The following is an 18,896-nucleotide window of genomic DNA, read 5'->3' on the forward strand; positions in this document are numbered from 1 at the left end:
CAGAACTACCATAACCCGGGTATTTTTCCGTATACCACTGTTAAGATGAATAACAGGATCGGCTGGTGTACCAGATATATAATCAGGGAATGTTTTCCAGGAAGGGATGGGATGTAGAGCATTCGATCAGCCCAGGAAGGAACCCTGAATGATCTCCTACCAAGTGGATATAACCAGAACCCGGCAGCCATACCTATAAGAAATACCCCAAACCAGGGAATGAGCGGAGTATAATCCACAGAGATATAATCTGCCGGATGCACTCCAGTCCATAATAGCCAGATCGGGCCGGTTGGAAGTGTAATCACCCATCCGGTGAGGATTATTATGACACCGGGAATAGCTGCTTTCCTGCCAAATCTAAAGAAGAGGGGTGCGAGAATCGTTGAGGTTCCAATGAGTTGCAGGATTCCAAAGAGCACATATCCTTCCCCACGCAGAAATACAAATGTTCCGAGTGTAACAAGAAATCCGACTCCTATGAGAAAGACACCTCGTCTAATAAAAGGAATAACAGGAGTGGACTTAGTTACAGGTGTAGCAGCCCGCTCTGCACGAAGAGTTACTGCTACACCGGCAATGGATACAAAGAGAGCTGCTGTCGTATATCCAAATAATCGCCAAAAGCCGTGTGAGGTTTCAACCGGATAAAGTGAGAAGAACGAAAGATCAAAGACGAGATGAAAGATCACCATCATACTAATGGCGATTCCCCGGGCCGCATCCAGTTCAACGTACCTTGTATGGACCGGGGTTTCAGTCATCAATCAGGTTTGCTGACTTCCGCATGACTGGCAGAATCGTGATTGTGAAGGTATACGCGAGCCACACTGGATACAATACTTCCATGATGTACTTCCCTTCTGCTGTTTCTCTCCTATCGGCTCTGCACGTATCCTGATTGGTGAGATATCCGGCTTTTCGATAAGGATCCGAACAGAACCTTCCTGAACCGGAATGGAAGGGGCAACCCTTTTTGCTGCAGATGGAATAGCAGATGCTTTTGGAACAACATGTACTGGTTCAGCCCGGAGAGCCGGCTTTATAGGCTCCTGTTGGTGAGACGGTATATACACGGGCGTTGGAGGCTGAACCGGTTCATGGGTTCTGATCTCATCTTCTATGGGAGTATATGTGACCGGAGCTGGTTGTGGGATCGGCTGTTTTATTTCTGGAGCAAGTGTCGGAGCAGGAGGAATAGGAGATACAGGCGGGGGATTATAACTAACCGGAGGGGGGACAGACACAGGTTGCTGCTCTACTGCAGTAGGGTAAGGACGTTGCTCTGGTACTGGAGGGGTAGCTGGCTCGTCCAGTCTGAGTTCCTGCTTTTCGATTCGTTCAGGTGGATATCCATTAATCGCTGTAAACCATTCCCTGCATTCAGTTTCAGGCTCATTAATAAGGCCGGTGAAGACAAGCCGCATTACACGATGCTGCCCTCCTACTTCCATGGAGATTGCTAGGGTCGGGCGATCCCGCTCATCACGCTCAAGTTCTGCCAGTTTAATTACTGAGAAAGGGATTTCTTTTGCAATCTGCCCAGAACCCTGTTTTGTACTGTCGATGAGAATGAGACGCTCACTGGTTAGAACTGAAAGAAACACGAAGTCCTTGATCTTGATCCCGTCAGTGTACCTGACCATGATCTCTCCGATATCAAGAAGCTTGAACGGATTGAACTTTCCACCGTTTGGATCACCATCATCACCACTTCGGGGTCCTTTGATGTTATCAAGAATTGACATATCTTTTTACACCATCTCTTTGATCAGACCAGGTATTTCAGATAGCCGTGAAGCAACAGGAATACCGAGAGACTTCAGGCGTTTTATTTTGGAGTTTGCATCTCCTTCACCACCAGAAACTATGGCTCCAGCATGACCCATCCTCTTTTCGGGGGGAGCAGTTGTTCCGGCTATGAAAACAACTACAGGTAGGTCAGCCATTCGTGCTCCTTCCTCTTCAAGGTTCCCTCCAAGTTCACCAAGGAGAACCACTGCTTTTGTCTGTGAATCTTCGGAAAACTGTTCCAGGACATCTGCAAAAGTTTGCCCGATTACGGGATCACCACCAATTCCAACAACGCTGCTCTGTCCAATTCCAGCCCTGGTAAGTTCATGAACAACCTCGTAGGTAAGGGTTCCACTCCTGGAGATAACCCCAACAGGGCCCCTGGTATACAGATGTGAGGGCATGATTCCCATGCTTATCTCACCCGGACAGAGAAGCCCAGGACAGTTAGGACCGATGACCGTGCAGTCACGCATCGCTGCATAGGAACATGCCTTCATCACATCATGAACAGGAATGTGTTCGGTGATAGCAACAACCAGTTCGAGTCCGGCATCTGCTGCTTCCATGATCGAATCACCAGCCGCAACACCGGGCACGAACATAACGCTTGCAGATACATCATGGGCATCAACTGCCTCCTGAACACTGTTATAAACAGGGACCCCGGCAGACTCTTGCCCACCTTTTCCTGGAGTGACCCCTGCGACCACCCCACATCCTCCTACAGACTGTGCATATTGATTCATCCTGCCGATGTGAAACGAACCCTGGTTACCGGTGGCACCCTGAACGATGACCCGGGTATTTTTATCCGCATAGATCATTATGCCACCTCGACAGCAGCGGAAACTGCCTCTTCCATGGTATCTAACATCCGGTACCCATGTTTATTCAGCATTTCCCTTCCTTGTTCTTCATTGGTGCCCGCCAGCCTGACAATCACCTGCTGGCTAACTCCGGCGTCAATAATTCCGGCAGCCACTTCATCACACCGGGTTATCCCACCAAGAAGATTGACAATGATGACCGAAACACCGGGCATGGATCCAAGCAGTTGCACTGCATGGGCCACCCTCACGCGGTCAGCACCGCCACCAACATCAAGGAAGTTGGCAGGTTTACCTCCCAGAACCGTAATCAGATCCACTGTAGCCATAGTGAGTCCGGCACCATTTCCTATCACGCCAATTGAACCATCCAGTTCAACAAACGAAAACCCAAACTCTTCAGCTTTTCGTTCCCGATCTGTTAGATCACGATTTTCAGAGATGCCCTGTCTTGCGAGAGCATTATCATCAATGATGATCTTGCCATCTGCTGCATACACACCGGAAGGAGTTGTAACCAGTGGGTTGATTTCAGCCAGAAGTGCGTCACGTGATCTGAAAACGTGGTAGAGTTTATTGATGACCGGACCTAGTTCTCTCGGTGCTCCGTCGAGAAGATAACGTATCGTATAACCAGGAACATCAGTCAGAAGAGGATGAATAACAGCCCTTCGTATGGCATCAGGATTGGTTCGTGCTACCTCCTCAATCTCAACTCCACCACTGGAGGTGAAGAGGATGAGAGGAGATCCTGAAGACCGGTCGATGGAGATGGAGAGATAATATTCATGCTCGATTGAGATCCGCTCCTCGACAAGCACAGCATGTACCGGAACATCTTTGATTCGTGATCCAAGCAGACGATCTGCAACCTCCTGAACTGTTGCAGAGTCAGCCATCAGGATTCCTCCAGCCTTTCCACGCCCGCCGACATCAATCTGAGCTTTTACTACAACCAACTCTCCAATCTGCGCAGCCCCGGCACCTGCATCATCTCCGGCGCGAATAAGTATCCCCTTAGGAACGGGGACCCCTGCATCTTTCAGAATCTCTTTTGCTTCATATTCCAGTAACTTCATCCAGGTTTCTCCTTACTGATCAGGGGAGGCTAATGCAAATCCAAGACGCATTGCCTTCAGATTTAATTCCTCAGTGCCCTTAGGGACACTTGCAAGGATTGCTTTTTCAAGTGCTTCTTTTGAGACAACAGCAGTGGCCCCCGTCAGACTGCCGAGCATAATTATATTGGCAACGATATCACGGCCAAGCTTTTCTTTAGCTTCCCGTGTTGCCGGGATCTCAATACATCTGCAGGATGGCCGGTCATGAACCAGACCGGAGTCGATAAGCATCGTTGCATCTGCATGAGCATTTTTACCATACTTCTCAAATCCTTCCTGGCTCATGATAACGAAGAGATTTGGGGTCTTTACCTTTGGGAAGAGAATCGGTTCGTCATCAATGACGACTTGGCTCATGGATGCACCACCCCTTGCTTCAGGCCCGTATACCTGCGTCTGAACAGCATACCGGTTGTCATAGAGTGCTGCGGCCCTGCCAAGGATAACAGCACTTAAAATGATTCCCTGACCACCAAATCCTGAAAACCTGACCTCATGCCTCATGGGGGACCCCCATTACCGGCCGGCTCCTTCGGACAAACTCACCAACTAGAAACTTATCTTGAGGGGGTTCATCCAGATGAGAAGTTCTGTCCCATTGCTCTTTCAGGATGGCACTATCACGCAGATACGATACGAAATCCCCAGGTTGTCTGTATTTATTACGCCGTCCATACGAGGTCGGACACTGACATCTCACCTCGATAAAGGAGAATCCCGGAGTATTCATACCGTCGATGACAGCCTGCGTCAATCTTTTGACATGATAGGATGTCCATCGTGCCACGTAGTTTGCACCAGCGGCAACCGCAAGTTCTGCCAGATCAAAGGGGGTTTCTTCTGCACCGTACGGTGTGGTGGTTGAAGTTTTACCTATTGGAGTTGTAGGACTTCCCTGACCACCAGTCATTCCATAAATGTAGTTGTTCATACAGACAACAGTCAGATCAATATTTCTCCTACAGGCATGGATGAAATGATTACCACCTATTGCTGAAAGATCCCCATCACCGGTGAAAACTACCACATGGAGAGACGGTTTGGCCATTTTTACACCTGTGGCAAATGCCAGTGCTCTTCCGTGGGTAGTATGAAGTGAGTCGGTCAGGATGTAGCCTGGTGCACGGGATGAGCATCCGATACCTGAAACAAAGACCGTATCATCCATCTCCCACCCAATCTGGTCAACCGCCTCAAGTACACAGTTGATGATGGTCCCGTTTCCGCACCCTGCACAATATATATGGGGCAGCCTGTCAGATCTCAACCATTCGTCTCTCATATACCGCCTCCTCCTCGAAGCTTTTCCACGATTGCGATGAGTTCATCTGGCGTATGAAGATCCCCACCAATTTTACCTGCTGAAATAACAGGGACACAGACATGACGTTCGATCTCACGTGAGATCATGCCGAGGTTGAGTTCAGGAACGATGAAGGCTTTTACATTCGGAAACCGGGCCAGAAGATCTTCAGGAAACGGCCATACTATTTTGAGCTTGAGATATCCGGTTCCAGGAGTCTTTGCACGCTGAACTACCTCCTGCACGGTTCTTACCGGAGAACCATAACAGACAAAGACATATTCAGCATCTTGATTGACGATCTCATAGTCTGCTATTGAATGACGGGCATTCTCTATTTTATTTACCAGTCTTCTGACAAGGGAATCATGACGGGCAGGATGTGTAGAGTCAGGATATCCTTTCTCATTATGGGTCAGACCAGTAACCGGAATCTTTCTTCCAGTTCCGAACGCGGCAAACCCGGGGATGAGATCTTCTTCAGGTGCAAAGGGGAGCATGTCATCTTTTAGGGGTTTTGCTCTCACAACCGGTACACTGTCCGGGATTGTGATCCTCTCACGCATGTGGCCGATAACCTCATCAGCCATGACAAAGACAGGGCATCTGAATTGATCTGCCAGGTTGAACGCCTTTGCCGTCAGTTCAAAACACTCCTGCACTGTTGACGGGGAGAGAGCAATGATGCTGAAATCTCCGTGAGAGCCAAACCGAACCTGCATCATGTCACCCTGAGCTGCCATGGTCGGCTGACCGGTTGACGGTCCTCCACGTTGTACGTTGACGAGCACACAGGGTGTTTCTGACATTACCGCATACCCGATATTCTCCATCATGAGTGAAAAACCGGGGCCTGAAGTTGCAGTCATGGCCCTGACACCGGTCCATGCAGCACCAATGATTGCAGCCATGCTTGCAATCTCATCCTCCATCTGAATGAAGCATCCGTTTCTTTTTGGCAACTTTGCTGCCATATGCTCTGCTACTTCAGTGGAAGGGGTGATAGGATAACCGGCAAAGAATGTGCAGTCAGCAGCCAGGGCTCCTTCTGCACAGGCAATGTTTCCCTGCATAAATTCAAGCCGGGTCAATACTCAATCACCACTTTTTGAGGTTCATACGGTTTTTCTTTCACCCACCGAATCGCCTGATCCGGACACATCAATGCGCAGACACCGCAGAGTCTTCTTCCATATAATTGCTGAAGGCGACAGTTCGGACATCGCTCCGGCCGATCCAGATGAGGGACATAAATCCCCCGGCGGTTCGGTACTTTTCCCGGCTGATAGATCCGGTACGGACAGACCATCGTGCAAAGATTGCACCCCTTGCACCGGGACTCGTCAATCTCGAGTTTCATCGTCGGGTTCCCGTACAAGTTGGGTACGCACGCTGAAATACTTCATGTGCGGACTTCTCAACGGCAGCAAACAGATCTCCTCCGTGTGCATCCATTGCCACCACGAGTGGGAGATGATCCAGTCTGATCTGCCAGATCGCTTCTGCCATCCCGAGATCTTCAAAAAAGACTCCCTGAAGATCCATCCTGGCTGCCGCAAGATTTGCACATCCACCAGTAAAAGCGAAATACACAGCCCGGTCCTTCAACTGATCCCTGACCTCAGGTGACATCCCACCTTTTCCAATGAGCCCTTTGACACCGGCATCAAGGACAAACCCGGTCAGAGGATTCATCCTGGCTGATGTCGTCGGGCCGGCAACCACAATCTTGTTGTTCTGCACAACCGGACCACAGTGATAAATGACTGCCCCTTTAGGATCAAATGGAATTCCATCTGTTTTCATTCGCAGATGGGCTTCATCACGGGCAGTGTAGACATTCCCGGTGAGTGTGACGAGGTCACCAGCATGAAGAGAAAGAACTTCATCGCCAAGCGGAGTCTTCAGATCTATCGAATCAGGAGAAGTCATGAAAGGGGCACCTCCACCGTGGCACGCCTGGCAGCCCAGCACTGTATGTTTACTGCAACCGGTAGTGAGGCAGTATGACAGCCGGCTGACTTTATTTTTACTCCAAGACAAGTGGTCTTCCCGCCAAGGCCCATTGGACCAATACCGAGATCGTTCACTTTCTGACAAATTTCCATTTCTTCAGGAGTCATCTGATCTAGTGGCTCCAGTAATGCTTCTTTGGCAAGAGATGCTGCACCATCAAAGGTGCCCCCTATGCCTACTCCCAATATGATCGGGGGGCAGGGTCTTCCACCTGCAAGGAGAGCGGTTTCAACAATAAACTCTGGAATCCGATCTTTCTCTGTAGGAGTGAACATCTTAAGGCGTGAGACATTTTCTGAACCTGCTCCTTTAGGAAGTACGGTCACCTGCATCCGGTCACCGGGAAGAATATGAACTGCAGGCATGTCTGCACTGGTATTGGTTCCAGTGTTGTGTCGGGTAATGGGATCGACGAGGTTAGGTCTGAGGGGAATTGTTACTGTTGCTTCCCTGACACCTTTGCGTACAGCATCAACGATTTCAGAACTAAAAGGAATCTGGGGAGGGAGAGTAAGATAAATGACAGGTATTCCGGTATCCTGACAGATAGGTGCCTGCCTCTCATCTGCAAGCCTGATATTTTCTAGAATATGCATGAGTTCCCTTCTGGCAACAGGACTTGTCTCATCCTCTGATGCTGCGACTATCCGTTCAAGAACATCAGGTGGCAGAGTGATCTCAGCGATTCGGATCGCGTTGGCTGTTGCCGCCGCAATTCGGTCAGAAAGATCAGGAGGAACCGGCGATGACATGAGTACGAGTCCTCCTGAACACTATATAACAATTATAGTAAAATCCACAAAACTATGAAAACCAGATCCTGAATTACTCAGGAGAAATACAAACCGCATACGCTGTTCGTATGTAATTAAAAGAACAAAGAGAAAGAAGCCGATCAAAAAGATCAGCTCATGTATGGATAAATTATTCAGGCTTCGTCCTTGATATCGATCTCAAGGTGAGTCGGGGACGGGAGCTTGTGGCCACCATGACGGAGGGCATCCTTTACTTTTTCAATGTTCTGCGGATTTGCGTAACAGGTGTAGATCTTCTGGCCTGGAATCACACGTGCTGCAGTTCCGACAGCCTTTCCAAAAGCTAAGCGCATACCCTGTGAAACACGGTCTGCACCTGCCCCGGTTGCCTGCTTGTTCTCACGCAGGACATGGTGTGGATAGGTGCGCAGCTTCAGATGATAGTTGCTCCTTCCAAGGTCCTTGTTCAACTTCCTGTTTATGCTCATACGTGCTGCTTCAAGAGCAGAGTGGCGTATCTGGCAACTCTCATCCACGATTAGGTGGACAGACATCGGAAACTCGGCGGTAAGGTTGCCCATATCGAATTGAACAACCTTGATACCAGGGATACCACCCATGTATTCCTTACGGGTGTACGCCTTCTTTGCGAGTTTCCTGTACATGCAGTTTGGCTTTCTGACCATCGGACGTATCTCCTCAGTGGTATATGTGCTTTAGTAAATGGACAAAATTCCTATTAATCATTTGCCTGACGAGACTGTTCCTCGATAAGGCCAAGGACATCACGCCTCAGGTTCCCAAACTCCGGTGCAGTCCGATCCCTTGGGCGTGGGATTGTTACCTTGACGACTGAACGAATCTTCCCCGGTCTTGGACTCATTACTACAATCCTGTCAGAGAGGAAGACAGCTTCATCCACACTATGTGTGACAAAGAGGATCGTCTTCTTTGATCTTCCCCAGATATCCAGGAGTTCAGACTGCATCTTATTTCGGGTCTGTGCATCTAGTGCTCCAAACGGTTCATCCATAAGGAGCAGATCAGGATCATTTGCAAGTGCACGGGCAATAGCAACACGTTGGCGCATTCCTCCTGAGAGTTCATAGGGGTAACTCTTCTCAAACTGGTTGAGGCCAACAAGTGATATGTACTTGCGCGCAAGTTCATACCGTTTAACCTTTGAGAGTCCACGCATCTCCGGCCCAAATGCCACATTATCAAGAATATTTCGCCAGGGGAAGAGCGAGTACTCCTGAAACACCATCCCGACCCTGGGACTCGGACCAGAAATCTGGTTGCCATCAACCAGTACAGAACCAGAAGTGGCCTGATCCAGCCCCGCAATGATTCTCAAAAGGGTGGTCTTCCCACAACCCGAAGGACCTACAAACGAGACAAATTCATCATCAGCGATTGAAAGGCTGACACCACCGATAGCCTGGACAGAGAGTCCGTCATCACGGGTGAACTGCCTTGTTATCTCTGATATCTCGACGTTTCCCATTAGTTTACCTCCCCGACACGCCAGCGTAGAAGACTGTGGTCAATCCCATATCTGAAGAGATAATCGATAAAGAGACCAATGAACCCGAGAAGTAACATGTATACAAGAACACTGTCCATCTGGTGAAGATTGTAATACCACCAGATCTTCTGACCAAGCCCAAACCGGGATACTCCAAACATCTCTGCTGCTACTAGGCACATCCATGCTACACCAGATGCTATTCTGAAACCCGCAGCAAGATGAGGCAGTGCGGCTGGGAGAGCTATGTACCTGATAAGAGAGAGGCTACTGGTGCAGCCAAGCATTCTTCCAGCTTCTACAAAGACTCTTGGAACACTTCTGAATCCCTCATATGTATTGATAAGAATTGGAAAAACGGACCCGATAAATATGACAAAACCCGCGGAGAAATCAGTGAGCCCGAACCATACAATAGCAAACGGGATCCAGGCAAGAGGTGGAATCGGACGGATGATTTCAATAAGGGGATCAAGCAACCGGTTGACCTTCTCAAACCACCCGATACAAATACCGATCGGAACCCCGATTGCAAGGGCAAGAAAAAGACCAATGGCAAAATGCATCAGGCTGGTCCAGATATCCACCCATATTGTTCCACCTGCCCAAAGCTGGAGAAAAGCCGCAAAAGTGTCAGTAGCAGAAGGCAGTATGAACTTGTTCCTGACGACATAATCTGCAACTACCTGCCAGAAGATGATTGCAGCTGCGAGCGAGATCACCAGCCAGACTGGTGAACGTTTCCCTGGCGATGTGTTTGTACCCATACCAATATCTCAATTATTCTGATGATGACACGACCTGAAGTCAGGTCATGAGATCTTTGATTATATGTTACAGAAAAGAGCAGGAAAAAGTATGGGTAAAGACCTAAATGTCATTTGACTTTAGTGCCCTTAACCCGGTCCTCATTACTGGGTGATCTTTTTCCAGAAACTGGTGTCAAAGAGATCCTGTTCGGTTACATTTTTCTTGATGTATCCGAGAGCCTGCTGCTCAGTTGCATACCCTGCAACAGACTTGGTGATGATTTCTGGATCAGAAACCCACTCCCCATCCCACTCCTTAAGTGAGCGTGTGATGGTTGAGGCATTCATACCGGTCATTGATGCCATGTACCCGGCTGCTTCTGCACTGTTCTTCTTGTTGAATTCTGTTGCATTCTGGTGAACAGAGAGTACTGCCTGGACAATATCCGGGTGATTTCGAATCATGTCACCGCTTGCCACAAGGACACAGCATGCATGACCTGGAGCCATCTGTCCAGAGTGAACAATGATCTTGCCCGCTCCTGCATCCTCAACAGTTGTCGGGGAAGGTGCCGGAAGGAACGCAGCATCAACTTTACCAGCGATGATTGCGGTAGTTGCATCTCCTGGCCCCATTGCTACGATCTCGACATCCTTGGTGTCATCAAGACCCTGTTCTTTCAGCCAGGTCCGAAGGATGGTATCCTGAATGGTTCCTGCGGGGAATGTTGCGATCTTGAGGCCTTTCAGGTCAGACGGCTTTGTATAGTTCAGACCGTTACGCAGTACCAGATCAGATCCCTGGGTCTGTACGGCTCCAATAATCTTAGCATCCAGACCGGTGGCAACAGCAGTCACGAACGGAGCTGAACCGGTATAGGCGAAATCAAGATCACCAGCGAGCATTGCCTGCATCTCCGGGGCACCAGTCGGGAAGTTGAATGGTTTTACTTCTTTGATGCCTGCTGCAGATAGGGACTCATTGTACATGCCTTTACTGTAGGCTGTCATGAATGCCATCTGGTGAGTACTTGGCTGGTACCCGATATTCAGGACCGTCTTCGGTCCTGACTGTGCTGCCTTTGCAGGTGCCTGGGTGGTATCAGCCTTTACCGGAGCGGTTGTTTCTTTTGCTGCTGTTTCATTCTTCTGCGGTGCTGAAGTGCAGCCGCAGAGGAATACCATTCCTGCCATAAGAGCAAGAACGACGAGAAGGGCGAATGTTCGCTTCATCATACACTCCTGTTGCACAAATCTGGGATGGACAGAGACTTAAAATCGTCGTTGGAATTCCCGATAAACCAGAATGATTTGCACCATAAGGGCAATTTGTTACGACAAATTTACCTTTAAAAGCATGAGTGGAGGAAAGAGTGATCAAATGAGTATTGATTCAGAGCATGAAGGGATTCCATTTGAAAGGAGTTCTTAATCTTGTGCCCAACTCTTTGAGAGCAATACGATAACTAATTTGAAGTACGGACGGCGTATTGTAAGGAAGGATACTGGTTATTTTATGGCACGTAATCATCATCGTAGGATTTTTTTTAGGGCCGAGCCATCGTTGAAGGCTAACTGCACACATTACAGAGGATAACCAGATGAAGGATGTGATAAGACAGGGCCGTCTCGGGGGAGAGAGGACACATGATATTGAATCGTTCCTCTCATCAATGGAAGCAGACCGGTTCATTGCAGAACCGGACCTCCTGGTTGATATGGCACATCTCCTCATGCTTGTCAGGCAGAAAATTGTCACAGAGGAGATAGCATCAGCCCTGATGAAGCCTCTGCTTAGGATGTACCAGGAAGGTGTCCCAACCGATGCATTTGACGAGCAGTATGAAGACATTCACGCAGGGATCGAATCCGGGCTTACCAGAGAGGCCGGCTCAGAGGCAGGAGGAAGACTACACATCGGGAGATCACGTAACGACGAGGTTGCCACCTGTATCAGGATCAAAACACGGAGTGAGATATTTGATCAGCTTCATGCCCTCATCAGGCTCCGTAGAGTACTCATCACTCGTGCACGTGAATTTCGTGATACAATCATGCCGGGATTTACTCATCTTCAGCATGCCCAGCCCACTACGCTGGCTCATCATCTCCTTGCTTATGAGCAGGCATTTGGGCGTGATTTCTCCCGCCTGTCAGATTCACTTGCACGGGTGAACCTGTCTCCGTTAGGTGCTGCTGCTTTTGCATCAACCGGATATCCTATTGATCGGAAGATGACAGCAGACCTTCTCGGTTTTGACGGTATTGTTCTGAACACCATGGATGCTGTCGCCGGACGTGATACAGCAGGGGAGATTCTTGCTGCTGATACGATCCTCCTCACCACCCTTTCCCGGTTTTGTGAGGAACTCGTTATATGGAGTTCTGCCTTTGTAAGATTTGTTGATTTGAATGAGATATACTGCTCAACCAGTTCTATCATGCCTCAAAAGAAGAATCCTGACGTTGCTGAGATCCTCAGATCACGAGCAGGAAGCCTCCTGGGGGAGTTCGTGTCAGCAATCACGATCACCAAAGGTCTCCCCATGTCATATAATCGCGACCTGCAGGATCTGAACCCCCACCTCTGGAGGGGCATCACCGGAATCAGGCGTGATATCGATCTGTTAGCCGGAATGATAAGGACTGCCCGGTTTGAGACTGAACGGATGGCAGAAGAGGCAGGAAAAGGCTTTTCAACGGCAACTGAGGTTGCGGATCAGTTAGTGAGAGAGTTTGATATTCCATTTAGAACTGCACATCATATCGTTGGTCATGCAGTTCGTAAGGGAACAATGGATCTGAATACCCTTGATGAAGCAGCCATTGAAGTGACCGGGGTCAGTCTCTCATCCCGCGGTCTCACCCAGATAATTATAGATACTGCTCTGGACCCTGCTGTCGGAGTAAATATCAGAAGATGGCCGGGTGGTCCGGCTCACTCGGCAACAGAACAAGCAATTATTGAACGGGAAAGGGTACTGGCAGACGATGAGACTGAACTCATTGAAAGAGTGTCAAGAGTAGAAGAGGCGATATCCCGCCTCATCAAGGAAGCGAAGAGGATAGCAGAGTCATGAGTACAAAAGAGAGTACGTTTGTAACCGGGGATCTGGTAAATTGCAGAATAGGGGAATCCAAGACGGAAGGATCATTTATCACCTGCCGCGATGGGATGGCTGTTGTAAAACTGGAATCAGGATATAACATCGGGGTCCCTGAAGGAGATTGTTCACTCATTTCCAGGCCAGAAATTATGGAATCTGCTGAACCTGCAGAAGCAGAACAGAATCAGAATCTGCCCCAGGTTACAATTGTATCAACCGGAGGAACGATCGCAAGCAAGATCGATTACCGGACAGGTGCTGTTACCAGCCAGTTCAGGGCTACCGATATCCTCCACGCAATACCTGGCCTCGCATCAATAGCCCGGTTCCGGGCCATCCAACTCTGCAATATCCTGTCTGAAAATATGACTCCAGCGATCTGGCAACAACTTGCCAGGGCAATTTATGAGGAGATCAAAGGGGGCGCAGAAGGAGTAATTGTTACACATGGAACTGATACCATGGCATACAGTGCAGCCGCGATCAGTTTCATGGTTCAGACACCGGTTCCAATCATCTTTGTTGGCTCTCAGAGATCTGCAGACAGACCAAGCAGTGATAACCTGATGAACGGTCTTTGCGCTGCAAAAACTGCTATCTCTGAACTCGGAGAAGTGGCAGTCGTCATGCACGCAAACACCAGCGATGATATTTGTGCCATTCACCGTGGAACCCGGGTCAGAAAGATGCACACCTCCAGGCGTGATGCATTTCAGAGTCATGGGACTCATCCCATCGGAATTGTAGCATATCCTGATCTCACCGTCTCCCTCTCACCGGAAGCAATGAAAAGAGGGAGCCGGAGCCTTACCCTCGCGGATAACCTGGAAGAGCAGTGTGCACTCATTACGTATTATCCGGGCATGGATCCAGCAATCCTTTCAGCCTATACCGGATACAAAGGAATTGTTCTTTCCGGAACCGGCCTTGGACATGTAAGTAGCCGATTTATCGAGCGACTTTCTGACCTGATCAGAGACGGAATGACGGTTGTCATGACGTCACAATGCCTGAACGGGAGAGTCTGTGACCGGGTATACGACACTGGCCGGGATCTCCTCTCGATTGGTGTTATCGAAGGAGAGGATATGCTGCCCGAAGCTGCACTGGTAAAACTCATGTGGGTACTGGGAAATGCCACATCCCCTGAACAGGCGAGGGAGATGATCCAGGAGAGTCTGGTTGGTGAGATTGACAGGAGGTCTGTAGCATGACTCAATTACCAACAGATTACGAAGGACTCGGCCTCATTGCTGGTTTGGAGATCCACCAGCAGCTCAATACAAAAACAAAACTGTTCTGCCGGTGTCCTACGACAATACGGGAGGCAGACGAAGCGAGTGGCGAATTCTTCCGGTATCTGCGGGCAACCAGATCAGAACTTGGAGAACTTGACCGCGCAGCCGAAGAAGAGATGATGCAGGTCAGGCGTTTTCGGTACCTTCAGTATGATAGTACCTGCCTGGTTGAGAATGATGAGGAGCCACCAACCCCACTTAACAGGGAAGCTCTGGATATCGTTCTGACAATTGCTAAACTCACCGGCATGTCACCGGTTCCTGAGATCCACACGATGCGCAAACTTGTCATCGATGGATCCAATACATCAGGGTTTCAGCGGACAGCCCTTGTTGCATTACATGGGCACCTTCCATCGGGATCGATTATCGAGACTGTCTGTCTCGAGGAGGAAGCAGCCCAGCGGCTTGAAGATGCAACTTTCTCATTAGATCGTCTCGGCATCCCTCTGATCGAGATTACAACTGCACCCTGCCTGCACACTCCGGAGGCAGTTCAGGAGACTGCAGCACTTATTGGAATGTATCTCAGATCAACCGGACGGGTAAAGAGGGGTATCGGAACCATCAGGCAGGATGTCAATGTCTCGATCCGTGACGGAGGCCGTGTTGAGATCAAGGGAGTCCAGGAGCTCGACCTCCTCGCTGAAGTTGTCAGGCGTGAAGTGAGACGTCAGGTTGAACTTCTTGCAATCAGGGACGAACTCATTGCCCGTGGGGCAACAGTTGAGACTGAACCGGTTGACGTGACACATCTCTTCAAAGAGAGTGGGAGTAAGATTCTGAAGAAAGCAAAGAAGATCCTTGCCATCAGACTCAATGGGTTTGCAGGACTTGTAGGCAGAGAGATCCAGCCGGGAAGACGTCTTGGCAGCGAGATGTCTGATTACGCTAAGAAATGTGGTGTCGGCGGTCTCTTCCATACCGATGAACTACCAGCCTACGGTGTTACGGAAGAAGAAGTAAAAACGCTTAAGAGCGCCCTTTCAGCAAAGGTTGATGACTGTGTGATCATCGTTGCAGACACACCAGAAAAATGCAGGTGTGCAATCAAGCAGATTATCAGGCGCGCAAACCTCGCATTTGAGGGTATTCCCAAGGAAACACGAAAAATGCTTGACGAGGGATCCACAGCTTACATGCGTCCTCTCCCGGGTGCTGCGCGCATGTACCCCGAGACAGATGTGCTTCCAGTCAGGATCACAAATGAGGACTGGGAGAAATTGAACCTTCCAGAACTCCTCATTGATAAAATCGAACGGTACATGCGTGATTACAGGTTTGACAGAGAAGTAGCCAGACAGATTGCATACTCAGAGCGATCACTTGCTTTTGAAGAGGCTGTAACTGCCGGTATCAAGGCGAGTATTGCTGAACGTGCATTCAATTCAACACTGCGAGAACTGAGCAGAGATGGAGTGAATGTTGATGCAGTGAGTGATGTTTCAATCAGGAATGTTCTGAACGCGATTCAGGAAGGTAAGGCTGCCAAGGAAGCAATGCCATCATTACTGACTGCCATTGCCGAAGGAAAAAATCTTGAGGAAGCTCTTTCGACCCTTGCACCAGCAGTCTCTGCATCAGATCTTGATGGAATTGTAAAGCGAGTTGTTGAAGAAAGGATCGGATTTGTCAGGGAGAAGGGAGCATCTGCTGCTGGCCCACTGATGGGCGTTGTCATGAAAGAGGTCAGGGGGTCTGTTGACGGAAAAGCAGTGAGTCAGGCACTCCAGGCTGCCATTGCAAAAGTTCTGAATGTATAAGGCAGTAAGACAAGAATATGAATAACCTTTAATTGATGAGAACCAGCAATAGTATAGGCATTTTATAGGTGATCTGAATGGGCAAGACAGGCACAACAGAATGGAATCAGGTAAAAGGGAGTAAAGGTCAGATTAGACTTGTTCCCAGAAAAGAAGCAGCAGCCAAGAAGCCAGGGCCGAACCAGCGTTTCAAAGCGCAGGCTGCACTCAAGAAACTTGAGCGCAATGCCAGCCGCGGACGTGGCCGTGACGGAAGAGGAGGCGCAGCACCAGCAGGACGTGGAGGTCGTGGAGGACGCGGCGGTCGCGGAGGACGTTCAAGCCCGGGACAGCCACAGGATCTCAGGACCATGGCTGCCCGCCGCAGGATCACCAGACCAAAGGTCTCAATGCTCGGACCAAAAACCCGTTCTAAATAACCTGAATATCAGAACCCTTTTTTCTACCACCGCTGGCAGGCTACATTAAGTCTGCAGGACAGTAAGTACTATGGATAAGAAACTTGCAGTATCTGCGTTTCAGTACGGGGAGCGATCCAAGTCAGAACTGATGATCGCTTCACAGCTGATCACTGTTCTGTCAGGTCTGAAAGATGCTGAACGGGCAGGTGGCAGAAAGATTGTCCAGCAGTGCCTCGAGTCAGTACGAATGGAACTTCAGTTCGCACTTCGTTCGACAAATCTCCCTGACTTTCAAAGGGCAATTGACGCCCTGAACGGAGCCATCAGTCTTGTTGAAAGCAATGACTTTGACGGTGCAGTCAGGCAGATTGGATCTTCCATCAGCGCTGCCACAACAGTGGCACAGCACTCCTGGCAGGAACTAGAAAAACATGAATTTATCTGATTTCGGACAGTTTCTTTCAGGCAGATCTTCGGTCAGACAATACGAGGATCGGGAGATAGAGCCTGAACTTCTTGAAACGATACTGAAACTGGGAGCAAGAGCGCCATCGGCTGGTAATGTAGAGTCATGGGATATTGTTGTTGTACGAGATCCTTCAGTGCGTGAATTTCTTTCAGATGCAGCATTGAATCAGGAACACATTGCACATGCACCTGTAGTCCTCGTGGTCTGTGCAAACTATGTGAGATCCATGGCACGGTACAGTGAAAGGGGGATACTTTATGCGCTCGAAGAGGCATCGATCGTTGCTACCTATCTGATGCTCGGCGCCCATGCTGCGGGTCTTGCAACCTGCTGGACTGCAGGGTTTGATGATGACCAGGTGCGGGATATCCTTAAACTTCCAAACCACATCAGACCAGTCACACTGCTCGCACTCGGATATGGAGCCGAGGCAGCAATATCACCTGCACGTAGGGACGTGCAGGAACATATACATCAGGACGAGTGGTAACCGGCATGCCGGGGCCCGTCTATAGTGAGAAGGAATGACAGATTATCTGGTAGTGCTGGAATCGGCATGGGTCATCAAAGACGTCAAATCAGTTGATGACGCGATCGGAATTGCGATCAGTGAAGCAGGAAAGAGACTCAATCCCACCGCCAAGTTTGTGGATGTCGAAGCAGGAGTGATAGCCTGCCCGTCCTGCGACGAAGAACTCCCTTGTGCATTACTCATTGCACGGACTGCTCTTGTGGGAATGCGGATGGAAATGAAAGTTTTCAAGGCCGATTCATCAGAGCATGCTGGGAGGATTGCACGATCAGTTATTGGGAAGGCTCTGCGTGATGTACCACTTGAGATCGTGGAAGTGCAGGAGTTATGATAGAGGTCGTTGGACATACTGCAGTTGATCATATCTGCAAGGTATCCCATCTGCCATCACCCAATGCATCTGCATCAGTTCTTGAACGAAAGGTTTTCTTTGGAGGGGGAGCTGCAAACATCGCAGCCGGGATATCGGTACTCGGAGGTGAAGTTGCTCTCATCAGTGCGGTGGGTGGTGAATTTGCCGGAAGCGAGTATGACAGATGGATGGACAGTCTGAAAATTGACAAGCGCTTTTTCGTGATTCCAACGGCGAACACAGCCACCGCATTCATGTTCACTGATCCTCAAGGCGCGCAGATGACCTTCTTTGAGTGGGGAGCATCACGGGCATTTGAAACTGAACAGGCACCAAAACTTGAGTTTGTTCATATGGCTACAGCAGATCCTGCATTCAATGTAAGAGTTGCAGAAAAAGCAGAATTTGCGAGTTTTGATCCTGGCCAGGATATACATAGGTACACCAGGGAACACCTGCAGGTGATCCTTGAGAATATCGACATTCTGATAGCAAACCATCATGAATACAGCGGGATGTGCAAAACGCTTGGAATTTCTCATGAAGATCTGATAAAACAGGTCCCAATCGCGATCGAGACGAGAAGTTCAGAAGGATGCCAAATCACAGAGCAGGGTAATACCACCACCATTCCTGCAGTGACTGTACCATGTGTGGACCCTACAGGGGCAGGAGATGGTTTTCGAGCCGGGTTTCTGACTGCCTATGCCGAAGGATATGATACAATCACATCAGCAAAGATCGGAACAATCACTGCTTCATTTGTTGTGGAACATGTAGGATGCCAGACAGCACTTGCAGACCGGGCACGCATGAAAGATAGGTATACCGACACATTCGGTCAGTTATCTGAACCACAAGGACCGAGACGTTCCTGA

At 49.3% G+C, this 18,896-nt stretch carries 22 protein-coding genes; 8 read left to right on the forward strand and 14 right to left on the reverse strand.

What is annotated here, in order from left to right; translation table 11 throughout:
* Positions 1-5: 5 nt before the first annotated feature.
* The 14 genes from DK846_RS07560 to DK846_RS07625 all read right to left on the reverse strand — a co-directional run bounded on the left by DK846_RS07560 (position 6) and on the right by DK846_RS07625 (position 11,332).
* Positions 6-764, reverse strand: coding sequence for a heparan-alpha-glucosaminide N-acetyltransferase (locus tag DK846_RS07560; RefSeq protein WP_109968310.1), 759 nt, complete (start codon positions 762-764; stop codon positions 6-8).
* Positions 765-767: 3 nt separating this feature from the next.
* Positions 768-1,748: a zinc ribbon domain-containing protein gene (locus DK846_RS07565; protein ID WP_109968311.1), complete on the reverse strand. Its 981-nt coding sequence runs from the start codon at positions 1,746-1,748 to the stop codon at positions 768-770.
* 6 nt (positions 1,749-1,754) lie between these two features.
* Positions 1,755-2,621 (reverse strand): succinate--CoA ligase subunit alpha, encoded by an 867-nt coding sequence (gene sucD, locus DK846_RS07570; protein ID WP_109968312.1) that lies wholly within the window; start codon positions 2,619-2,621, stop codon positions 1,755-1,757.
* Positions 2,621-3,703, reverse strand: coding sequence for a succinate--CoA ligase subunit beta (locus DK846_RS07575; protein ID WP_109968313.1), 1,083 nt, complete (start codon positions 3,701-3,703; stop codon positions 2,621-2,623). The genes sucD and DK846_RS07575 overlap by 1 nt, the downstream gene beginning before the upstream one ends.
* A 12-nt stretch (positions 3,704-3,715) precedes the next feature.
* Positions 3,716-4,249, reverse strand: a complete 534-nt coding sequence (locus DK846_RS07580) for a 2-oxoacid:ferredoxin oxidoreductase subunit gamma (protein ID WP_109968314.1) — start codon at positions 4,247-4,249, stop codon at positions 3,716-3,718.
* Positions 4,239-5,027, reverse strand: a complete 789-nt coding sequence (locus DK846_RS07585) for a thiamine pyrophosphate-dependent enzyme (RefSeq protein WP_109968315.1) — start codon at positions 5,025-5,027, stop codon at positions 4,239-4,241. Before DK846_RS07585 ends, DK846_RS07580 begins: the two co-directional genes overlap by 11 nt.
* Entirely contained in the window at positions 5,024-6,139 is a 1,116-nt protein-coding gene (locus tag DK846_RS07590; RefSeq protein ID WP_245926493.1) for a 2-oxoacid:acceptor oxidoreductase subunit alpha, read from the reverse strand. Before DK846_RS07590 ends, DK846_RS07585 begins: the two co-directional genes overlap by 4 nt.
* Positions 6,136-6,408: a 4Fe-4S dicluster domain-containing protein gene (locus DK846_RS07595; protein ID WP_109968316.1), complete on the reverse strand. Its 273-nt coding sequence runs from the start codon at positions 6,406-6,408 to the stop codon at positions 6,136-6,138. The genes DK846_RS07590 and DK846_RS07595 overlap by 4 nt, the downstream gene beginning before the upstream one ends.
* Positions 6,405-6,980: a FumA C-terminus/TtdB family hydratase beta subunit gene (locus DK846_RS07600; protein WP_109968317.1), complete on the reverse strand. Its 576-nt coding sequence runs from the start codon at positions 6,978-6,980 to the stop codon at positions 6,405-6,407. The genes DK846_RS07595 and DK846_RS07600 overlap by 4 nt, the downstream gene beginning before the upstream one ends.
* Positions 6,977-7,816 (reverse strand): fumarate hydratase, encoded by an 840-nt coding sequence (locus DK846_RS07605; RefSeq protein WP_109968318.1) that lies wholly within the window; start codon positions 7,814-7,816, stop codon positions 6,977-6,979. The genes DK846_RS07600 and DK846_RS07605 overlap by 4 nt, the downstream gene beginning before the upstream one ends.
* A 176-nt stretch (positions 7,817-7,992) precedes the next feature.
* Positions 7,993-8,505, reverse strand: coding sequence for a 50S ribosomal protein L16 (locus tag DK846_RS07610; RefSeq protein ID WP_109968319.1), 513 nt, complete (start codon positions 8,503-8,505; stop codon positions 7,993-7,995).
* A gap of 53 nt (positions 8,506-8,558) precedes the next feature.
* Positions 8,559-9,326 carry an ABC transporter ATP-binding protein gene (locus DK846_RS07615; protein ID WP_109968320.1) on the reverse strand — a complete coding sequence of 256 codons (768 nt, stop codon included), beginning with the start codon at positions 9,324-9,326 and terminating at the stop codon, positions 8,559-8,561.
* On the reverse strand, positions 9,326-10,114 hold the full coding sequence (locus tag DK846_RS07620; RefSeq protein WP_109968321.1) for an ABC transporter permease: 789 nt from the start codon (positions 10,112-10,114) through the stop codon (positions 9,326-9,328). The genes DK846_RS07615 and DK846_RS07620 overlap by 1 nt, the downstream gene beginning before the upstream one ends.
* Positions 10,115-10,258: 144 nt before the next feature.
* On the reverse strand, positions 10,259-11,332 hold the full coding sequence (locus tag DK846_RS07625) for an ABC transporter substrate-binding protein (protein WP_245926494.1): 1,074 nt from the start codon (positions 11,330-11,332) through the stop codon (positions 10,259-10,261).
* Positions 11,333-11,697: 365 nt separating this feature from the next.
* Here DK846_RS07625 and argH point away from each other — a divergent pair, with 365 nt between their 5' ends.
* The 8 genes from argH to DK846_RS07665 all read left to right on the forward strand — a co-directional run bounded on the left by argH (position 11,698) and on the right by DK846_RS07665 (position 18,896).
* Positions 11,698-13,176: an argininosuccinate lyase gene (argH, locus tag DK846_RS07630; RefSeq protein ID WP_109968322.1), complete on the forward strand. Its 1,479-nt coding sequence runs from the start codon at positions 11,698-11,700 to the stop codon at positions 13,174-13,176.
* Complete coding sequence (gene gatD, locus DK846_RS07635) at positions 13,173-14,417, forward strand: Glu-tRNA(Gln) amidotransferase subunit GatD (RefSeq protein WP_109968323.1); 1,245 nt, start codon at positions 13,173-13,175, stop codon at positions 14,415-14,417. The genes argH and gatD overlap by 4 nt, the downstream gene beginning before the upstream one ends.
* Positions 14,414-16,264 carry a Glu-tRNA(Gln) amidotransferase subunit GatE gene (gene gatE, locus DK846_RS07640; protein ID WP_109968324.1) on the forward strand — a complete coding sequence of 617 codons (1,851 nt, stop codon included), beginning with the start codon at positions 14,414-14,416 and terminating at the stop codon, positions 16,262-16,264. The genes gatD and gatE overlap by 4 nt, the downstream gene beginning before the upstream one ends.
* Positions 16,265-16,341: 77 nt before the next feature.
* Positions 16,342-16,683 (forward strand): DUF5350 domain-containing protein, encoded by a 342-nt coding sequence (locus DK846_RS07645; RefSeq protein ID WP_109968325.1) that lies wholly within the window; start codon positions 16,342-16,344, stop codon positions 16,681-16,683.
* 70 nt (positions 16,684-16,753) lie between these two features.
* Complete coding sequence (locus DK846_RS07650; RefSeq protein ID WP_109968326.1) at positions 16,754-17,110, forward strand: hypothetical protein; 357 nt, start codon at positions 16,754-16,756, stop codon at positions 17,108-17,110.
* Positions 17,097-17,624, forward strand: coding sequence for a nitroreductase family protein (locus DK846_RS07655; RefSeq protein WP_109968327.1), 528 nt, complete (start codon positions 17,097-17,099; stop codon positions 17,622-17,624). The genes DK846_RS07650 and DK846_RS07655 overlap by 14 nt, the downstream gene beginning before the upstream one ends.
* Positions 17,625-17,658: 34 nt before the next feature.
* Positions 17,659-17,997 carry a DUF555 domain-containing protein gene (locus DK846_RS07660; protein ID WP_109968328.1) on the forward strand — a complete coding sequence of 113 codons (339 nt, stop codon included), beginning with the start codon at positions 17,659-17,661 and terminating at the stop codon, positions 17,995-17,997.
* Positions 17,994-18,896 carry a carbohydrate kinase family protein gene (locus DK846_RS07665; protein ID WP_109968329.1) on the forward strand — a complete coding sequence of 301 codons (903 nt, stop codon included), beginning with the start codon at positions 17,994-17,996 and terminating at the stop codon, positions 18,894-18,896. Before DK846_RS07660 ends, DK846_RS07665 begins: the two co-directional genes overlap by 4 nt.

Origin of the sequence: Methanospirillum lacunae, from assembly GCF_003173355.1 — an archaeon.
Lineage (GTDB): Archaea > Halobacteriota > Methanomicrobia > Methanomicrobiales > Methanospirillaceae > Methanospirillum > Methanospirillum lacunae.

Excerpts from the sequence above, each read along its gene's own strand:
- DK846_RS07560 (WP_109968310.1), bottom strand. The coding sequence starts at position 764 with ATGACTGAAACCCCGGTCCATACAAGGTACGTTGAACTGGATGCGGCC.
- DK846_RS07565 (WP_109968311.1), bottom strand. The coding sequence starts at position 1,748 with ATGTCAATTCTTGATAACATCAAAGGACCCCGAAGTGGTGATGATGGT.
- sucD (WP_109968312.1), bottom strand. The coding sequence starts at position 2,621 with ATGATCTATGCGGATAAAAATACCCGGGTCATCGTTCAGGGTGCCACC.
- DK846_RS07575 (WP_109968313.1), bottom strand. The coding sequence starts at position 3,703 with ATGAAGTTACTGGAATATGAAGCAAAAGAGATTCTGAAAGATGCAGGG.
- DK846_RS07580 (WP_109968314.1), bottom strand. The coding sequence starts at position 4,249 with ATGAGGCATGAGGTCAGGTTTTCAGGATTTGGTGGTCAGGGAATCATT.
- DK846_RS07585 (WP_109968315.1), bottom strand. The coding sequence starts at position 5,027 with ATGAGAGACGAATGGTTGAGATCTGACAGGCTGCCCCATATATATTGT.
- DK846_RS07595 (WP_109968316.1), bottom strand. The coding sequence starts at position 6,408 with ATGAAACTCGAGATTGACGAGTCCCGGTGCAAGGGGTGCAATCTTTGC.
- DK846_RS07600 (WP_109968317.1), bottom strand. The coding sequence starts at position 6,980 with ATGACTTCTCCTGATTCGATAGATCTGAAGACTCCGCTTGGCGATGAA.
- DK846_RS07605 (WP_109968318.1), bottom strand. The coding sequence starts at position 7,816 with ATGTCATCGCCGGTTCCTCCTGATCTTTCTGACCGAATTGCGGCGGCA.
- DK846_RS07610 (WP_109968319.1), bottom strand. The coding sequence starts at position 8,505 with ATGGTCAGAAAGCCAAACTGCATGTACAGGAAACTCGCAAAGAAGGCG.
- DK846_RS07615 (WP_109968320.1), bottom strand. The coding sequence starts at position 9,326 with ATGGGAAACGTCGAGATATCAGAGATAACAAGGCAGTTCACCCGTGAT.
- DK846_RS07620 (WP_109968321.1), bottom strand. The coding sequence starts at position 10,114 with ATGGGTACAAACACATCGCCAGGGAAACGTTCACCAGTCTGGCTGGTG.
- DK846_RS07625 (WP_245926494.1), bottom strand. The coding sequence starts at position 11,332 with ATGATGAAGCGAACATTCGCCCTTCTCGTCGTTCTTGCTCTTATGGCA.
- argH (WP_109968322.1), top strand. The coding sequence starts at position 11,698 with ATGAAGGATGTGATAAGACAGGGCCGTCTCGGGGGAGAGAGGACACAT.
- gatD (WP_109968323.1), top strand. The coding sequence starts at position 13,173 with ATGAGTACAAAAGAGAGTACGTTTGTAACCGGGGATCTGGTAAATTGC.
- gatE (WP_109968324.1), top strand. The coding sequence starts at position 14,414 with ATGACTCAATTACCAACAGATTACGAAGGACTCGGCCTCATTGCTGGT.
- DK846_RS07645 (WP_109968325.1), top strand. The coding sequence starts at position 16,342 with ATGGGCAAGACAGGCACAACAGAATGGAATCAGGTAAAAGGGAGTAAA.
- DK846_RS07650 (WP_109968326.1), top strand. The coding sequence starts at position 16,754 with ATGGATAAGAAACTTGCAGTATCTGCGTTTCAGTACGGGGAGCGATCC.
- DK846_RS07655 (WP_109968327.1), top strand. The coding sequence starts at position 17,097 with ATGAATTTATCTGATTTCGGACAGTTTCTTTCAGGCAGATCTTCGGTC.
- DK846_RS07660 (WP_109968328.1), top strand. The coding sequence starts at position 17,659 with ATGACAGATTATCTGGTAGTGCTGGAATCGGCATGGGTCATCAAAGAC.
- DK846_RS07665 (WP_109968329.1), top strand. The coding sequence starts at position 17,994 with ATGATAGAGGTCGTTGGACATACTGCAGTTGATCATATCTGCAAGGTA.